Origin of the sequence: Streptomyces sp. NPDC058632, assembly GCF_042717095.1 — a bacterium.
Lineage (GTDB): Bacteria > Actinomycetota > Actinomycetes > Streptomycetales > Streptomycetaceae > Streptomyces.
On record NZ_JBHXQZ010000026.1, the window covers coordinates 65,355 to 81,939 of the forward strand.

The 16,585-nt window shown below is 71.7% G+C and carries 14 protein-coding genes; 6 read left to right on the top strand and 8 right to left on the bottom strand.

Annotation, left to right across the window (positions count from 1 at the left end; translation table 11 throughout):
* Window positions 1–125: 125 nt before the first annotated feature.
* The 4 genes from ACFWVE_RS12855 (at window position 126) to ACFWVE_RS12870 (ending at window position 4,701) form a co-directional block, all read left to right on the top strand.
* Complete coding sequence (locus ACFWVE_RS12855) at window positions 126–887, top strand: DeoR/GlpR family DNA-binding transcription regulator (protein ID WP_384012020.1); 762 nt, start codon at window positions 126–128, stop codon at window positions 885–887.
* Window positions 884–1,831: a 1-phosphofructokinase gene (gene pfkB, locus ACFWVE_RS12860; RefSeq protein ID WP_384012023.1), complete on the top strand. Its 948-nt coding sequence runs from the start codon at window positions 884–886 to the stop codon at window positions 1,829–1,831. Before ACFWVE_RS12855 ends, pfkB begins: the two co-directional genes overlap by 4 nt.
* A gap of 160 nt (window positions 1,832–1,991) precedes the next feature.
* Complete coding sequence (locus ACFWVE_RS12865; protein WP_384012029.1) at window positions 1,992–4,178, top strand: fructose-specific PTS transporter subunit EIIC; 2,187 nt, start codon at window positions 1,992–1,994, stop codon at window positions 4,176–4,178.
* Window positions 4,179–4,359: 181 nt separating this feature from the next.
* Window positions 4,360–4,701, top strand: coding sequence for a hypothetical protein (locus tag ACFWVE_RS12870; protein WP_384012033.1), 342 nt, complete (start codon window positions 4,360–4,362; stop codon window positions 4,699–4,701).
* Window positions 4,702–4,772: 71 nt separating this feature from the next.
* On the opposite strand, the gene ACFWVE_RS12875 is transcribed toward ACFWVE_RS12870, so the two are convergent.
* The gene (locus ACFWVE_RS12875; RefSeq protein ID WP_384012038.1) at window positions 4,773–5,525 is read right to left on the bottom strand and encodes a DUF6227 family protein; all 753 of its coding nucleotides are present in this window, start codon (window positions 5,523–5,525) and stop codon (window positions 4,773–4,775) included.
* A gap of 349 nt (window positions 5,526–5,874) precedes the next feature.
* Window positions 5,875–6,900, bottom strand: coding sequence for a P1 family peptidase (locus ACFWVE_RS12880; protein ID WP_384012042.1), 1,026 nt, complete (start codon window positions 6,898–6,900; stop codon window positions 5,875–5,877).
* A gap of 122 nt (window positions 6,901–7,022) precedes the next feature.
* Here ACFWVE_RS12880 and ACFWVE_RS12885 point away from each other — a divergent pair, with 122 nt between their 5' ends.
* Window positions 7,023–7,199: a hypothetical protein gene (locus ACFWVE_RS12885; protein WP_384012045.1), complete on the top strand. Its 177-nt coding sequence runs from the start codon at window positions 7,023–7,025 to the stop codon at window positions 7,197–7,199.
* Between the two features lie 27 nt (window positions 7,200–7,226).
* Here the strand turns inward: ACFWVE_RS12885 and mscL are convergent, their stop codons facing one another.
* From mscL to ACFWVE_RS12915, 6 genes are all read right to left on the bottom strand, one after another.
* Window positions 7,227–7,733, bottom strand: coding sequence for a large conductance mechanosensitive channel protein MscL (mscL, locus tag ACFWVE_RS12890; RefSeq protein ID WP_384012049.1), 507 nt, complete (start codon window positions 7,731–7,733; stop codon window positions 7,227–7,229).
* 139 nt (window positions 7,734–7,872) lie between these two features.
* Window positions 7,873–8,505, bottom strand: coding sequence for an RcpC/CpaB family pilus assembly protein (locus ACFWVE_RS12895; RefSeq protein ID WP_384012051.1), 633 nt, complete (start codon window positions 8,503–8,505; stop codon window positions 7,873–7,875).
* Window positions 8,506–8,682: 177 nt separating this feature from the next.
* The gene (locus ACFWVE_RS12900) at window positions 8,683–9,525 is read right to left on the bottom strand and encodes an S-methyl-5'-thioadenosine phosphorylase (protein WP_384012054.1); all 843 of its coding nucleotides are present in this window, start codon (window positions 9,523–9,525) and stop codon (window positions 8,683–8,685) included.
* A 105-nt stretch (window positions 9,526–9,630) separates the two neighbouring features.
* Window positions 9,631–9,999, bottom strand: a complete 369-nt coding sequence (locus ACFWVE_RS12905) for an FmdB family zinc ribbon protein (RefSeq protein WP_384012059.1) — start codon at window positions 9,997–9,999, stop codon at window positions 9,631–9,633.
* Window positions 10,000–10,296: 297 nt separating this feature from the next.
* Window positions 10,297–11,589 carry an MFS transporter gene (locus tag ACFWVE_RS12910; RefSeq protein ID WP_384012063.1) on the bottom strand — a complete coding sequence of 431 codons (1,293 nt, stop codon included), beginning with the start codon at window positions 11,587–11,589 and terminating at the stop codon, window positions 10,297–10,299.
* A 334-nt stretch (window positions 11,590–11,923) separates the two neighbouring features.
* Window positions 11,924–13,504: a potassium/proton antiporter gene (locus ACFWVE_RS12915; RefSeq protein WP_384012068.1), complete on the bottom strand. Its 1,581-nt coding sequence runs from the start codon at window positions 13,502–13,504 to the stop codon at window positions 11,924–11,926.
* A gap of 193 nt (window positions 13,505–13,697) precedes the next feature.
* On the opposite strand from ACFWVE_RS12915, the gene ACFWVE_RS12920 reads away from it, so the two are divergent.
* Window positions 13,698–16,538 carry a penicillin acylase family protein gene (locus tag ACFWVE_RS12920; protein WP_384012072.1) on the top strand — a complete coding sequence of 947 codons (2,841 nt, stop codon included), beginning with the start codon at window positions 13,698–13,700 and terminating at the stop codon, window positions 16,536–16,538.
* Window positions 16,539–16,585: the final 47 nt, after the last annotated feature.

Genomic DNA, 16,585 nt, shown 5'->3' on the forward strand with positions numbered 1-16,585 from the left:
GGGAAACGGACACACTGCACGCCCGTTCATGCCCGATTGGGTCCGTTCCCGTTTACTTCCCGCGCAGATCGACGTAATCTCTGCGGGAAACCACACGTTCGGGCATGGTTCGGAGGTGAGTGGGCATGTACGCACCAGAGCGGCAGCAGGAGATCCTGCGGCTGGCCCGGGACAGTGGCCGGGTGGACGTGGTCTCGCTGGCCGAGCAGTTCCAGGTGACGGCGGAGACGATCCGCCGGGATCTGAAGTCCCTCGATCGAGCGGGTGTCGTCCGCAGGGTGCACGGCGGGGCGATCCCGGTCGGGCGCCTCGACTTCGAGCCCGACCTCGCCGAGCGCGAGACCACGGCCGCCGGCGAGAAGGACCGTATCGCCAGGGCCGCCCTCGCGGAACTTCCGAGCGACGGCACGATGATCGTCGACGCCGGTTCGACGGTGGCCCTGCTCGCCGCCGCCCTGCCGGTGGAGCTCTCGCTCACCGTCGTCACCCACAGCCTGCCCATCGCGGCCCGGCTCGCGGACCATCCCGGTGTCCAGCTGCACCTGGTCGGCGGTCGCGTACGACATCGCACCCGGGCCGCCGTGGACGCCTGGGCGCTGCGCGCGTACGGAGAGATCCGCGCGGACGTGCTGTTCGTCGCGGCCAACGGCTTCTCCACCGAACACGGTCTGACCACTCCCGACCTCGCCGAGGCGGCGGTGAAGCGCGCGGCCATGGCGGCCGCCCGCCGGGTGGTGCTGCTCGCCGACTCCTCCAAGCACGGCCAGGAGCACTTCGCCCGCTTCGGCGGCCTGAACGACGTGGACCTGCTGATCACCGACAGCGGGCTGAGCCCCGAAGACGCCCTCGCGATCGAGCGCGGCGGCACGGAAGTAGTGCGTGCATGATCCTCACCGTCACTCCCAATCCGTCCCTGGACCGTACGTACGAGATTCCCGCGCTGGAGCGCGGCGAGGTCAACCGGGCCACCGGCGAGCGCGTGGACCCGGGCGGCAAGGGCGTCAACGTCTCCCGTGCCGTCGCCGCGGCCGGCCGGCGCACCGTCGCCGTGCTGCCGCTGGGCGGCGCGCCGGGCGCGGCGGTCGCCGGACTGCTGGACGCGCAGGGCATCGAGGTCGCTCCGGTGCCGGTGGCCGGGGCCACCCGTTCCAACATCGCGCTCGCCGAGGCGGACGGCGTGCTGACGAAGATCAACGCGCCCGGCCCGGAGCTGACCGCGGCCGAGCAGGAGCTGCTCCTGGAAACGGTCCGCCGGCAGTCGCGGGGCGCCGACTGGATCGCCTGCTGCGGAAGCCTGCCGCGGGGCCTCGCCCCCTCCTGGTACGCCGAGCTGGTCGCGCGGGCGCACGCCGTCGGCGCACGTATCGCCCTGGACACCTCCGGGCCGGCGCTGGCCGCGGCGCTGCGCGAGCGGCCCGACGTGGTGAAGCCGAACGCCGAGGAACTCGCCGAGGCCGTCGGATGCCGGCTGACCACCGTGGGCGACGCGGTGAAGGCGGCCGAGGAACTGCGCGGGATGGGCGCCCGTACCGTGCTCGCCAGCCTGGGCGCCGACGGGCAGGTACTCGTCGACGAGCACGGCGCCTGGTTCGGCTCCGCCCGGGTGGACGTCGTCCGCAGCAATGTGGGCGCGGGCGACTCCTCGCTCGCCGGCTTCCTCATCGCCGGCGGGCACGGACCGGAGGCGCTCGCCTCGGCGCTCGCCCACGGAGCGGCTGCCGTCCAGACCCCCGGCAGCGTGATGCCCACGCCGGGCGACCTGGACCCGGCCGCGGTCACGGTCACGGCAACGGTGCCGGTGGACCGCGTGTTGAAGGAACCGGTGACATGAACACCGATGCTCATGAGACCCCCTCAGTCCCCCTTACCCCCTCGGTCCCCACTACTCGCACTGTCCCCACTGTCCTCACAGTCCTCCACCGAACCACCGTCCCCGTTCACGCTTCCGCCCACCTCACGTCAAGGGCGATACGCGTGCGAAGGAGCCCGCGATGAGCGAGATGATCACCGCGGATCTGGTCGACCTCGACCTGTCCGCCGACACCAAGGAAACGGCGGCGCGAGCCCTCGCCGAGCGGATGGTGGCCCTGGGCCGGGTGACCGACCTGGAGGGCTTCCTCGCCGACGTGGCCGCCCGTGAGGCCCAGATGCCGACCGGCCTCGACGGCGGCATCGGCATCCCGCACTGCCGCAGCGAGCACGTCACCGAGCCGACACTGGGCTTCGGGCGCAGCGCCACCGGGATCGACTTCGGTGCGGCGGACGGGCCCGCCGACCTGATCTTCCTGATCGCCGCTCCGGCCGGTGCGGACGACGCTCATCTGACGATCCTTTCCTCACTGGCCCGGAAGCTGATGAACGCCGAGTTCACCGACGGGCTCCGCGCGGCCGGCGACGCCGAGGGCGCCGCGGCGCTCATCCGCGGGGACGATCAGCCGGCCTCCGACGGGACCACGGCCGCCACGGTGGACGCGGCCGGTCCCGGGACCTCCGACAGCCCCGCAGGTTCCACGGGCTCCACGGGCTCCACGGGCTCCGTGGTGGCGCCGGTGGCGGCCTCCGCCGGTGCCGCCACGGGCACTGCGGGCGACGGTCCCACCGACGACGGCACCATCGACGACGGCACCCGGGACGAGGCGACGTCCGGCGCGGGTGCGTCCGACGAGCGCGCGCGTCCCTTCCGGATCGTCGCCGTCACCTCCTGCCCCACCGGCATCGCCCATACGTACATGGCGGCGGAGGCACTGGAGAACGCCGGCCGGGAAGCGGGCATCGAGGTCGCGGTCGAGCCGCAGGGCTCGGCGGGCTTCACCCGGCTCGACCCGGCCGTGATCGCGGCGGCGGACGGTGTGATCTTCGCCCACGACGTGCCCGTCCGGGAGAAGGAACGCTTCGCGGGCAAACCGACCGTCGACACCGGCGTCAAGGCGGGCATCAACCGCCCCGCCGAGCTGATCGACGAGGTCCGCGGCAAGGCCGAGCGCGGTGAGGCCACCGCGGCTGCCGTACCCGGTGACAACCCCGTGGACCGTGCCGGCGAACCCGGTGAGGGGTACGGCACCAAGCTGCGCAAGTGGCTCATGTCCGGCGTCAGTTACATGGTCCCGTTCGTCGCGGCGGGCGGTCTCCTCATCGCCCTCGGCTTCGCGATCGGCGGCTATGAGATCAACGAGGCGCCGTCGGTGATGGAACACTTCGCGTGGACCCAGGCCGACAGCTGGGGCGCCCTGCTCTTCCAGATCGGCGGCGTCGCCTTCGGGTTCCTCGTCCCGGTCCTGGCCGGCTACATCGCGTACGGCATGGCCGACCGGCCCGGACTCGTGCCCGGCTTCGTCGGCGGTTCGATCTCCCTCACCATCAACGCCGGTTTCCTCGGCGGTCTCGTGTCCGGTCTGATCGCCGGTGCGGTGGTGCTGGCGATCCAGCGGGTGCGCATCCCGGTGGCGCTGCGCGGCATCATGCCGGTGGTGGTGATCCCGCTGATCTCCTCGGCGGTGGTCGGCTTCCTGATGTTCGTGGTGATCGGAAAGCCGATCGCCGAGGCGCAGAAGGCCATGACGGACTGGCTGAACGGCCTCACCGGCACCAACGCCATCCTGCTCGGCACCCTGCTCGGCCTGATGATGTGCTTCGACCTCGGCGGTCCCGTCAACAAGGTCGCGTACACCTTCGCCACGGCCGGTATCGCGGTCGCGAGCCCCAGTGACTCCGCGATGAAGATCATGGCCGCGGTGATGGCGGCCGGCATGGTTCCGCCGCTGGCGATGGCCCTGGCCACCACGGTCCGCGGCAAGCTCTTCAACCGGACCGAGCGGGAGAACGGCAAGGCCGCCTGGGTCCTGGGAGCCTCCTTCATCTCCGAGGGCGCGATCCCGTTCGCGGCGGCCGACCCGCTGCGCGTGATCCCCGCCTCGATGGTGGGCGGCGCGGTCACCGGCGCCCTGTCGATGGCCTTCGGCGCCACCCTGCGCGCGCCGCACGGCGGCATCTTCGTGGTCCCGCTGATCGGCAACCCGCTGCTCTACCTGGTCGCCATCGCGGCAGGTGTCTGTGTCACGACGGCTCTGGTGATCGTCCTGAAGGGCCTGCGCAAGCCGGCACCGGGAGCCAACGGCGCGCCCGGCGGCGAGGGTCCGGCGGCCCCGGCGGCACAATCCAAGCAGCCGGTCGCCGCGTGACACGGGAGCGGACACCACGAAAGCGGGTGACGGCCGCAGACGGCGGACGGGGCGGCAAGAGTGGCGAAACGCGCCAATGAGTACATCTGAGGCTTTCGCAGGTAAATGACTCAACTGCGATATAGATCACGTTCATCACGGTCCGGGACCAAAGTCCCGGACCGTGATGTGTACTGGGCGCATGCCTGAGCACGACTCGATCTTGAGGGTGACGGGTGCCACCGTCCTCACCCTGGTGGCCGCGGCCTGCGCAGCCGGCCTGGCCGGTGTCCTGCGGCGGGACCGCGGGCGGGTGCGGGGGAGGAGTGGCGTCGGCCTGCGGGTGCGGACGCGGAGGGAGCCGCACCCGGAGTCGAAGCCTGGACGCGACGTTCCGGGGCCCCGGGAGGTGCGGGTGCTCCGGACGATTCCGCGTCAGCGGCGGACGGGCCCGCCGGTGGAGCAGGTGCGGCTCACCCAGGCCGAGCGCGAGGCGTTCGTCGCCCTGGTCCGGCACTTCACCGGTGGCCGGGAAGCGCGATGACGGCGGGTCACGGGTCACGGATCACGGATCACGGATCACAGGCCATGGGTCAGGCAGTCTGGTCCCGGTGGTCAGGGCACCTGGGTCGCGCGACGCTCCATCGCATCACGGGCGGCGTCCTCGGTGGTGTACACCTCGCACATGTGCCGCCCGTCGGGAGTGGCCGTGTGCTCCACCTCCCAGAGGGAGATCTCCGCACCGTCACGCAGCAGGAACGCGTGCTCGTACAGCGAGAAGGACAGCCCCGAGCGGCCGGGGCCCACGGTGGACGGGCGGCCGAAGGCCTGGGTGATCCGGTGGGCGGACGCCGTGGTCAGCAGTGCGGCCGTCCCGGGACCCGGACGGTCCGTGTTCTCCGCCCGGCGCAGTAAGCGGCGCGCGTGGTCCGCCGAACCGTCGGGGACGTAGACGGGCCGGGGCGCGGGGATCCGGGACAGCTGCACCATCACCGGCAGTTCGAAGTCCGGGGTCTCCGGCGGCAGCGGCAGCCGGGCGGTGGCGACGCCCAGCTCCTCCTCGTCCGCATACACCTCGTGCTGCGGCTCGCTGCCCGGGGTCGTGTTGTGGACCAGTTCCCAGAGCGTGAGCGCCGAGCCGTCGGCGAGCAGCCAGGTGTGCCGGTACGTCTCGCGGTGCAGGCCGGCGCTGTGGTGCGCGGAGTGCAGCGAACTGTCGTGGGCCAGCGCGCAGTCGAGCAGGCGTACTGCCTCGTCGGGCAGTTCGAAGGAGTTCAGGGCACGGCCGAGCAGTCGCGCGAGATGCTCCTCAGGAGACTCGGGCGAGTCGGCTGGTTCGTACGCTGCCGTCTCGTACGGAACGCTCAAGGCTTCTCCTGGCGTCGCTGCATGTCACCTTGTGGGTGCATACCGTAGCCCCTCGGGCGGGCATCATGTCCGGAAACTGAGAAAACGTGCGGCCGGAAAACGAACGGACCGCGCGAAGAATTCCCGTCCGCCCCCGACGGACACCCGTACTCCCTGTTCAGACGCCCCTCCTGCCGCTCGTCGCCGGCCCGTCGGCCGCCGGTCACGCACTCCGCTCAGCGGTCGGCTTCCTCCGCTCACCGGACGCCCCGGCCGACCCGCCCGATCCCCCTACGCTTCCCCGTCCGGCGCGCCACACGCCTCCCTGCCCGGTTCGTCGTACGACTACCCGTACAACTCCCCGTACGGACTACCCGTACAACTCCTCGTACGACGGCCAGACTCCGCCCGGTCCGTCCACCGACTCGGCTGCGCGCAGGGCCCGTACGATCGCGCGGGTCACCAGGTCGGCGCCCGCCGCGAGGATCTCGTTCAGGGCGAGCGGGTTCGCGGCGTCGAGCGGGCGGGAGCCCGTGGCGAGGGTGAACACCGTGTCCCCGTCGTTGAGCAGGTGCACCGGCCGCACCGCCCGCGCGATGCCGTCGTGCGCGGTGCCGGCCAGCTTCTGCGCCTGTGCCTTGGACAGGTCCGCGTCGGTGGCGACCACCGCGAGCGTGGTGTTGAGCGGCTGCGGCCCGTTGTGCTCCGCGACGCCGGCGAGCCGCCGGACCGCCGCCGCGTGCACCTCCGTGTCCGGATGACGCACCCGGCCGCCCCGGAAGAACTCCCCGTACAGGGCCCCGGTGTCCGGGTCCAGCGCCGACCCCGCCGCGTTGGCCACCACCAGCGCGGCCACCGTGATCCCCGAGTCCAGCACCGTGCTCGCGGTGCCGATTCCGCCCTTCACCGCTCCGACCACGGCTCCCGTGCCGGCGCCCACGCACCCCTCCGGCACCCGCGACCCCGGCGCGGTCGCCGCGGCCGACTCGACCGCCGCGCGCCCGGTGGCCGCGTCCGGCCGGGCCCCGAAGTCCCCGCCCCGGCCCAGGTCGAAGACGCACGCGGCCGGCACCACCGGCACCACATGCGTGGGATCGGGGCCGACGCGCACCCCGCGCCCCTGCTCCTCCAGCCAGGCCATCACCCCCGACGCCGCGTCCAGTCCGTAGGCACTGCCACCGGTCAGAACGATCGCCTCGACCCGCTGCACGAAATTGCGGGGATCGAGCGCGTCGGTCTCCTTCGTGCCGGGACCGCCGCCGCGCACGTCCACGGCGGCCACGGCCCCGCCCTCGGGCGCGAGCACCACCGTGGTGCCGGTGAGCATGCCGTCGCCGGTACGGGTCGCGTGTCCCACCCGCACACCGGCCACATCGGTCAGAGCGTCAACAGTCATGGCGCCAGTCTTGCGCGGTCACCGTCGGAGCGGGGAGCAGCCGCCGAGAAGAGGTCACCGGCGAGGAGCCGGGGAGTAACCGCCGTCCGGGGAAGGTTCCGCCGGGGCCGTATTCTGGGCGTATGAGCACTGCCCCCGATCCCCGGCCGCGCGAGCCGAAACCCGCGCTGGTCTTCGACGACCCGCTGGACCAGCCGTCCGCGGACGACACCGACCGGGGATGGGGCGACCGCCCGTCCGGCGACAGCGCGTCGGACCTGAAGCGCTTCCTCGACGAGAAGCCGCCCCACCACATCTGACCGGGGCACCGGGCGGACCGGCGCCGGCTATCGCTCGCCGTACCCCGCGCCGTCGCCACGTACCGGGACCCCGTCGCGCTGCGGGCCGCGCTGCGCCACCAACTCGTCGCGGATCTCCTTGAGCACCTCGAGCTCGGAGATCTCGACGATCTCCTGCGTGCCCTCCCTCGCCTTCCTGCGGGCCTCGACCCGGGCCAGGTACCGGGCCATCGGCATCACCATCAGGAAGTAGACGACCGCGGCCGTGATCACGAACTGGAGTGTCGCGCCGAGGACCGAACCCCACAGGATCCTGACGCCCGTCGCGGCATCGCCGGCGCCCGTGCAGGGGCCCTTCAGGCACGAGCTGTAGGTGTCCAGGTTCTGCGTGCCGAAAGCGCCGACCAGTGGATTGATCATCCCCTTCACCATCGCGTTGACGACGTTGGTGAAGGCGGCGCCGATGACCACGGCCACGGCCAGGTCGACGACGTTCCCACGCATCAGGAAGGCCTTGAAGCCCTGCCAGACGCTGGTTTCGTTCTTCTCACCCACCCCGGGGCCTCCTCTCGTATGTGTGACGCTCGGAATCGAACGCTCCGCAACCTATGCCGGCGCCCCGCCGCACAGTGCGATCGGGTCTCGAACGAGGTGCTCGACGCGGCTCCCGCGCCCTCGGCCGAGAGGGACCGGCTCACCACAGGGTCACCGCCAGTCGTGAGGTGGCGCTCGCGCCGGCGAGGCCGGCCGCGGTGGCGCGCGGAACCGACAGCACCACCAGGGCCCCGCCCGTGCCCGGGCCCATGCCCGTGTCCTCCAGTGGCTTCGGCACCTCGGTGACCCGCGCCCCACGGGCGACCACACGGGCCTCACCGCCCGTCCCCCGCTCCTCGGCGGCGATGACATCGACCCGGTCGCCCGGCCTCAGCAGCCGCACGGTGGCCGCGTCGGCGATCCGCACCGGCGCCGTCACCCGCGCTCCCGCGCGCCGCGCCCGTACGACGCGGTCTCCCGTGGACGCCGGCCCGGCATGGGTGCTCGAAGCGCCGAGGGGATGCCCGCGCGACCGGTCCGCATCCCGGGGGCCCGCCGCCACCAGCGCCACCGCCGTGACAGCGAGCCCGACCGCCGCCGCCCGCCTCCGGTGCCGGACCAGCCGAGCCGACCGCAACAGCCCGCCACGCACCCGCACCGGCGCGAAGTGCGGCACCTCGCAACGCGGTGGGACACCCGCCCCGGGCGGGTGCGGAACAACTGCGGAGCGGGAGGGAGGAGGCGCGGAGGAGGGAGACGGAGAAGGGGAGGGGAAGGACGGAGGAAACTGCACGGGACCACCACCTGCGACGAGGGATCGGCTTGCGGATCCCACGATGAGGCTTCCCGCCGTTCTCCACCGGAGCCTGTGGACAGACCACAGCCTGTGGAAAACTCCCTCACCCGAACGTGAGCCACAGCACGGGCCCCGCGCCGGCGGTCCCGCGTCGCGAGCCCCGCGCCGGCAGCCCTACGGCAGTGCGAACCCCGGATCCACCCCGCCCAGCGCCGAGGCGCACGGGCAGTCCCGTTCCTCCGTCGTCGGCAGCGCAGCCACCGCGTCGAAGAGAACGTCACGCAGCCGGTCCACGTTGTCCGCGAACACCCGCAGCACCTCGTCGTGCGAGACGCCCTCGCCGGCCTCGGCACCGGCGTCGAGGTCGGTGACCAGGGCCAGGGACGTATAACAGAGCTCCAGCTCACGGGCGAGCGCCGCCTCGGGGTGGCCGGTCATGCCCACCACCGACCAGCCCTGCGCCTGGTGCCACAACGACTCGGCGCGGGTGGAGAACCGGGGCCCCTCGATCACGACCAGCGTGCCGCCGTCCACCGGCTCCCAGTCCCGCCCGCGCGCCGACTTCAGGGCGGCCGCCCGGCCGGCGGGGCAGTAGGGGTCGGCCAACGACACGTGCGCGACGTTCGGGACAGTGCCGTCGGGCCGGGGCAGCCCGTCGAAGTAGGTGTTCGTCCGGGACTTCGTACGGTCCACGAGCTGGTCCGGGACCAGCAGCGTCCCCGGTCCGTACTCGGGCCGCAGCCCGCCCACCGCGCACGGCCCGAGAACCTGGCGCGCGCCGACCGACCTGAGCGCCCACAGGTTGGCCCGGTAGTTGATCCGATGCGGCGGCAGATGGTGGCCGCGCCCGTGCCGGGGGAGGAAGGCGACCCGCCGGCCGGCCAGTTCACCGAGGAAGAGGGAGTCGCTGGGCGCCCCGTACGGGGTGTCCACCTGAACTTCGGTCACGTCCTCGAGGAAGGAGTAGAAACCGGATCCGCCGATCACGCCGATCTCGACGTTCGCCTTGTTCGTCATGTCCCGCACCCTAACCGGCCCCGGAAACGCCGAGAACCCCGTCGTCGGACGACGACAGGGCTCCCGTAAGGGATTCGGCCCCGGACGGCGCGCGAGGATCCCTCCTCAGGCGGCGGTGCTGCCGGCGGTGCTGCCGGATCCGGACGACGAGCCGGAGCCCGGGTTCGAGCCGGAGCCCGAGGAGGACGAAGCCGAAGAGGGCGAGGAGGACGCGGAGGACGAAGACGAGGACGAACCCGTCGACGAACCCGTCGACGAACCGGCCGTCTTCGACGCCGGGGCGCTGCTCGACGAGGAGCCGCGGCTGTCGTTGCGGTAGAAACCGGAGCCCTTGAAGACAATGCCGACCGCCGAGAACACCTTCTTCAGGCGACCCTGGCAGTTCGGGCACTCGGTAAGAGCGTCATCGGTGAACTTCTGCACCGCCTCGAGGCCCTCGCCGCACTCGGTGCACTGGTACTGATAGGTGGGCACTGTCTTCCTCCTGGCACTCTCACTCGATGAGTGCTAACGATCGTCAATGTTAACCCGTGCCGCAAGTGATCGGCGTAACGCACGTCACCCCGCCACGGCGGCGGCCGGAGCGTGACCGTCACGGGGACGGTTCTCCGCGCGCGCCCGTACGTGCCCCGCGCGGACCCCCGACGCGTCCCCGGGGCGTGCCTTCCCAGGCGGGAAGCCACGTCCGTGGAGCCGTCACCGCCCCACGCGTGCGTGCGGGAAACCCGACAGGAGCCTGCCCCGCGCCCTGCGCGACGGCCCGCCCGTGCGTCACATCTCACTGACCCCGACGGGATCGCGCCGGGCCGCGCCGCGCGTGACCTCGCGGGTCGCCCGGGGCGGCACCAGCCGCGACCGCAGGGCCAGCAGTGTCACCAGGGCGAGCACCGTGCCGCCCATCGGCACCAGGAACCCGGAGCCGGCCCGGAGGCTGTCCTCCAGCTGCCCGGAGACCGTGACCGCGGCCGCCTGGCCGAGGGCCACCGCGCCGGTCAGCCAGGTGAAGGCCTCGGTGCGGGCGCCGGCCGGGACGAGGTCGTCGACCAGCGTGTATCCGGTGATCAGGGCGGGTGCGATGCACATGCCGACCAGCAGGCCGAGACCGGCCAGGAGCAGCGCCGAGTGGGCGGTCCACAGGGCGGAGGCGGTCACCGCGAGCGCCACGTACCCGATGACCAGGCGCCGCTGGGGGGCGACCTTCCAGGCGATGGCGCCGCAGGCGATGCCGGAGAGCATGTTCCCCGCCGCGAAGACGCCGTACAGGATGCCGTTCAGTCCGGGTTCGCCGATCGACTCGGTGTACGCGGCCAGCGACACCTGCATGCCGCCGAAGACGGACCCGATGCCCAGGAAGATGACGATCAGGACGCGCACCCCGGGGACGCGCAGCGCGGAAGGGTGCTCCACGCGCGCGTGCCCGCGGGCGGCCACCTCGGGCTGCGTGCCCTTCTGCGCGGCGAACAGCAGACCGCCGATCAGGGTCAGCGCGGCCTCCGCCACCAGGCCCGCCGCCGGGTCCACGGCCGTGCACAGGGCGGTGGCCAGCAGTGGTCCGACGACGAAGGTCAGCTCGTCGGTGACGGACTCGAAGGCCGCCGCCGTGGTCATCAGCGGGGAGTTCCTGAGCTTCACACCCCAGCGTGCGCGCACCATGGGCCCGATCTGGGGCACCGAGGCGCCGGTGGGCACGGCGGCGGCGAACAACGCCCACAGCGGGGCGCCGTTCAGCGCCAGCGCGGTCAGGGTCAGCCCGGCCAGGGTGTGCACCAGGACACCGGGGACGAGGACGGCACGCTGCCCGTGACGGTCGGCGAGCCGGCCGCTGTAGGGCGCGAACACGGCCATGGCGACGCCGGTGGCCGCCGCGACGGCGCCGGCCGCGCCGTACGAACCGGTGGTGTGCTGCACCAGCAGCACGATGGAGAGGGTGAGCATCGCGAACGGCTGGCGTGCCGCGAAGCCGGGAAGCAGGAACGTCCAGGCGCCGCGCGTGCGCAGCAGTCGGCCGTATCCCGGACGGGGGGTGGCCGCAGAGTCCTTCGACGTGGTGACCGTGGATGCCACGGCCCGTGCCTTTCTGCCGCCTGGTGGCGCGTGGGCCCCTGGTGTCGGGCGCGCCGAGAGCTGTCCTCTTGCGCTGACTGCGGTAGATGCCGGTGCCACAGCTCAGGGCGTGCCGGCCGCCATACGGTCGCGCCAGCTCTGCGTCAGGCAGAGTTGGTTCGATCTGGGTATCGCTTGCATGGTACAGGCGGTTCCGGGTATACGCAGGTGCCAGGTGCTTGTGGTCCTGTGAAAGTGAGCACAGAGAGGCTACGGCCCTGCGAATGACGGGTCGTGCCCGAACCGCGCGAACGACGCCGGAAGTGACGTCTCAGCCCCGCCTCCGCCCGCCCGGTCACCCCCCGGGCCTCGCCCCGCCCGCCCCCAGCCAGCCGGCCAGTTTGCCGCCGCGGCCCACCGCGCGGAGGCGGCGCTCGGCGGCGTCCCGGACCGGGTCGGTGGCGACGACGAGCAGTTCGTCCCCGCGCCGCAGCATCGTCGTCGGTCCCGGAACGAACGAGGTGCTCCCGCGCACGACGAGCGTGACGGCCGCCCCCTTCGGCAGCCGCAGCTCGCCGACCTCCACGCCGTGCATCCTCGACCCCTCCGGGATGCCGACCGACAGCAGATGTCCGCGCAGCCGCTCCAGGGGTGCCGACTCGATGCCCAGGTCGGCGGCCTCCGTACCCTCGCCGAGCCGCAGTGTGCGGGCCAGCCACGGCAGCGTCGGTCCCTGGACGAGGGTGTAGACGACCACCAGGATGAAGACGATGTTGAAGATCGAACGGCTGCCGGAGACGCCCTCCACCATCGGGATCGTCGCCAGGACGATGGGCACGGCGCCGCGCAGCCCCGCCCAGGACATCAGTGCCTGCTCCTGCCAGGGCGCCCGGAACGGAGCCAGGCACAGCACGACGCTCAGCGGGCGGGCCACCACGGTCAGCACCAGTCCGATGATCAGCGCGGGCACGATGTCGTCACCCAGCTCGTGCGGGGAGACCAGCAGACCGAGCAGGACGAACATGCCGATCTGGGCGAGCCAGCCGAGCCCTTCGGCGAACCCGCGCGTGGCGGGCCAGTGCGGCAGCTTGGTGTTGCCCAGCACCATCGAGGCGAGGTAGACGGCGAGGAAGCCGCTGCCGTGGGCCATGGCGCCCGCCGCGTAGGCGGTGGTGGCGATGGCCATGACGGCGATCGGGTAGAGACCGGAGGCGGGCAGCGCCACGTGTTTGAGCCCCAGGGAGCCCAGCCAGCCCACCGCGAGTCCGACGACGGCGCCGATGGCCAGCTCCAGGGCGATCTCACCGAGCAGGACGTACCAGTGCTCGATCGGGCCGGCCGTGGAGAAGGCGAGCACCATGATGACCACGGGGGCGTCGTTGAAGCCGGACTCGGCCTCCAGCGTGCCCGTCACCCGTGAGGGGAGCGGGATGCGCCGCAGCACGGAGAAGACGGCCGCCGCGTCGGTCGAGGACACCACCGCGCCGATGATCAGTGCCTGCCGCCACTCCAGCCCGATCAGGAAGTGCGCGGCCGACGCGGTGACACCGACGCTCGCCGCGACGCCGACGGTCGCGAGGACGGCGGAGGCGGGCAGGACGGGTTTGATCTCCGTCCACTTGGTGCCCAGACCACCCTCGGCCAGGATCACGACCAGGGCCGCGTATCCGATGACCTGAGTCAGTTCGGCGTTGTCGAAGTGGATGTCGCCGATGCCGTCCTGGCCCATGGCGATACCGATGCCCAGGTACACGAGCAGGCTGGGGAGACCGCTGCGTGAGGAGATCCGGACCGCCGCGACGGCGACGAGCAGGACCAGCGAGCAGACGAGCAGGAGCTGGTTGAGGTGGTGGACAGTCGTGGCCGTTCCCTTCCCTGGCACCCGCGCGGTGCGCCCGAGCTCCTGTCCGGGGTCCGGGTCGGCCGGCGCGTTCACGGCGAACTACTTCGTTACCTTACCTAACTCTTGACGCTTTCTTGACGCGCGTTCCTGGCATCATCGAACGTCCGTCCGGGGTGGTACCCGACTCCGCGTCAAGTGGCGCAGGGCCCTGCGCCTATCGTTGCCCCAGCGCTCAGTTAAAAGCACAGCCCGCCCTGCCGCTCGCGTAAGGACAGCAAGGACAGCGATGCCCCCCAATACCACCGCCTCCACGGGTCAGCAGCCCGGCAAGTCCGGCAGGAAAAAGGGGCGCAAAGCCCGTCTGGTCGTGTTCGTCCTGGTGCTGGCACTGATCGGCGGTGCCGCCTACGGGGCGTACTGGTCGGTCGGCACCGTGCGCGCCTCCTTCCCGCAGACCAAGGGCTCGATCACCCTCGAAGGCCTGTCGGGCCCCGTCGACGTCAAACGCGACGGTCACGGGATCCCGCAGATCTACGCCTCCTCCGACGAGGACCTGTTCATGGCGCAGGGCTACGTCCAGGCGCAGGACCGGTTCTACGAGATGGACGTCCGCCGGCACATGACCTCCGGGCGCCTGTCGGAGATGTTCGGCAAGAGCCAGGTCGAGACCGACGAGTTCCTGCGCACCCTGGGCTGGGACCGGATCGCGCAGGAGGAGTACGAGAAGACGCTCTCCCCGGCGACGAAGAAGTACCTCGACGCCTACGCCAAGGGCGTCAACGCCTACCTGAAGGGCAAGGACGGCGCCGCCATCTCGCTGGAGTACGCGGCCCTGGGCTTCACCAACGACTACAAGCCCGGCGCGTGGACCCCGGTGGACTCCCTGGCCTGGCTGAAGGCGATGGCCTGGGACCTGCGCGGCAACATGCAGGACGAGATCGACCGCGCCCTGATGACCAGCCGCCTCGGCCCGGAGCAGATCGCCGACCTGTATCCGGCATACCCGTACAGCCGGAACAAGCCGGTGGTGCAGGAGGGCCAGTACAACGAGCTCACCGGCACCTACGAGTCGGGCGGTGACGAGAGCGGCAGCGGCACGGGCGACGGCACCGGGACCGGCATCGGCGACGGGACCGGCATCGGCGACGGCACCGGCACCGGCACCGGCACCGGAGTGGAGGGTGCGTCCGAGGTGGACGGCACCGCGGGCACCGCGGGCACCGCGAGCGGCCTGGAGAGCCAGCTGACGGGGCTCCAGCAGGTCCTGCAGGACCTCCCGACCGCCGTCGGCGTCAACGGCGACGGCATCGGCTCCAACTCCTGGGTCGTCTCCGGGAAGCACACCATCACCGGTGAGCCGCTGCTGGCCAACGACCCGCACCTGTCGCCCGCACTGCCGTCCGTCTGGTACCAGATGGGTCTGCACTGCCGCAGCGTCTCCGCCACGTGCCAGTACGACGTCTCCGGCTACACCTTCGCAGGCCTGCCCGGCGTGATAATCGGCCACAACCAGGACATCGCCTGGGGCCTGACCAACTCCGGGGTCGACGTCACCGACCTCTACCTGGAGAAGATCACCGGCGACGGCTACCAGTACGGCGGCAAGGTGGTGCCCTTCAAGACCCGCGAGGAGACCATCAAGGTCGCCGGCGGCGCCTCGCAGAAGATCGTCGTCCGGGAGACCAACAACGGCCCGCTGCTCTCCGACCGGTCCAAGGACCTGGTGCGGACCGGCAAGAAGGCCACCGTCGACTCCGCCGCACCCGACCGGGGCGACGGCTACGGCGTCTCCCTGCGCTGGACCGCGCTGGACGCCGGCCGCACCATGGACTCCGTCTTCGCGATCAACCGCGCGAAGGACTGGGACGGCTTCCGCGAGGCGGCCACCCTGTTCGAGGTGCCCTCGCAGAACCTCGTCTACGCGGACACCGAGGGCCACATCGGGTACACCCTGCCCGGAAAGATCCCCAGCCGCGCGGAGGACCACGACGGCTCCATCCCCGCACCCGGCTGGAACCCCGCGTACGAGTGGACCGGCTGGATCGAGCAGGACGAACTGCCCTACGAGTTCGACCCCGACCGCGGCTACATCGTCACCGCCAACCAGGCCGTCGTGGACCCCGACACGTATCCGTACACCCTGACCACCGACTGGGGCTACGGTGCCCGCAGCCAGCGGATCAACGATCTGATCCAGTCGAAGATCAAGGACGGCGGCAAGATCTCCACCGACGACATGCGGCAGATGCAGCTCGACAACAGCAGCGGCATAGCCAAACTGCTCGTGCCCGAGTTGCTCAAGATCGACGTCGACGACCCGGACGTGCGTGAGGCGCAGAAGCTGCTGGAGGGCTGGGACTACACCCAGGACGCCGACTCGGCGGCGGCCGCCTACTTCAACTCCGTCTGGCGCAACGTCCTCAAGCTCGCCTTCGGCCACAAGCTGCCCAAGGAGCTGCGGGTCAAGGGCCAGTGCCTGTGGGTCGACCCGGTCAACCCGACCGGGCCCGCCGAGGAGCGCGTCAAGGTCCGCGAGTGCGGTCTGCGCGAGGCGGACCAGGCCCAGCCCGACGGCGGCGACCGCTGGTTCGAGGTGGTCCGCACGCTGATGGAGGACGAGGACAGCGACTGGTGGACGACCCCGAAGTCCGGCGCCCGCGAGCCCGCGGAGAACCGTGACGAGCTGTTCAAGCGCGCCCTGGGCGACGCGCGGTGGGAACTCACCGCCAAGCTCGGCAAGGACATCGACACCTGGAGCTGGGGCCGGCTGCACCGCCTGTTCCTGAAGAACCAGACCCTGGGCACCGCCGGCCCCGGCTTCGTGCAGTACGCCCTCAACCGGGGCCCCTGGAAGCTCGGCGGAGGCGAGGCCACGGTCAACGCCACCGGCTGGAACGCCGCCGGCGGCTACGGGGTGGTGTGGGTGCCGTCGATGCGGATGGTGGTCAACCTCGGCGACCTCGACAAGTCGCGGTGGATCAACCTCACCGGCGCCTCCGGACACGCCTACAGCTCCCACTACGTCGACCAGACGGACAAGTGGGCAGAGGGCGAACTGCTCGAGTGGTCCTTCTCGAAGAAGGCGGTCGAGGAGAACACCGAGGACACCCTGCTGCTCAAGCCGTGAGCAGCGGCCCCTGCTGATACGGAAGCGGCCTCCACGCACGCGTGGAG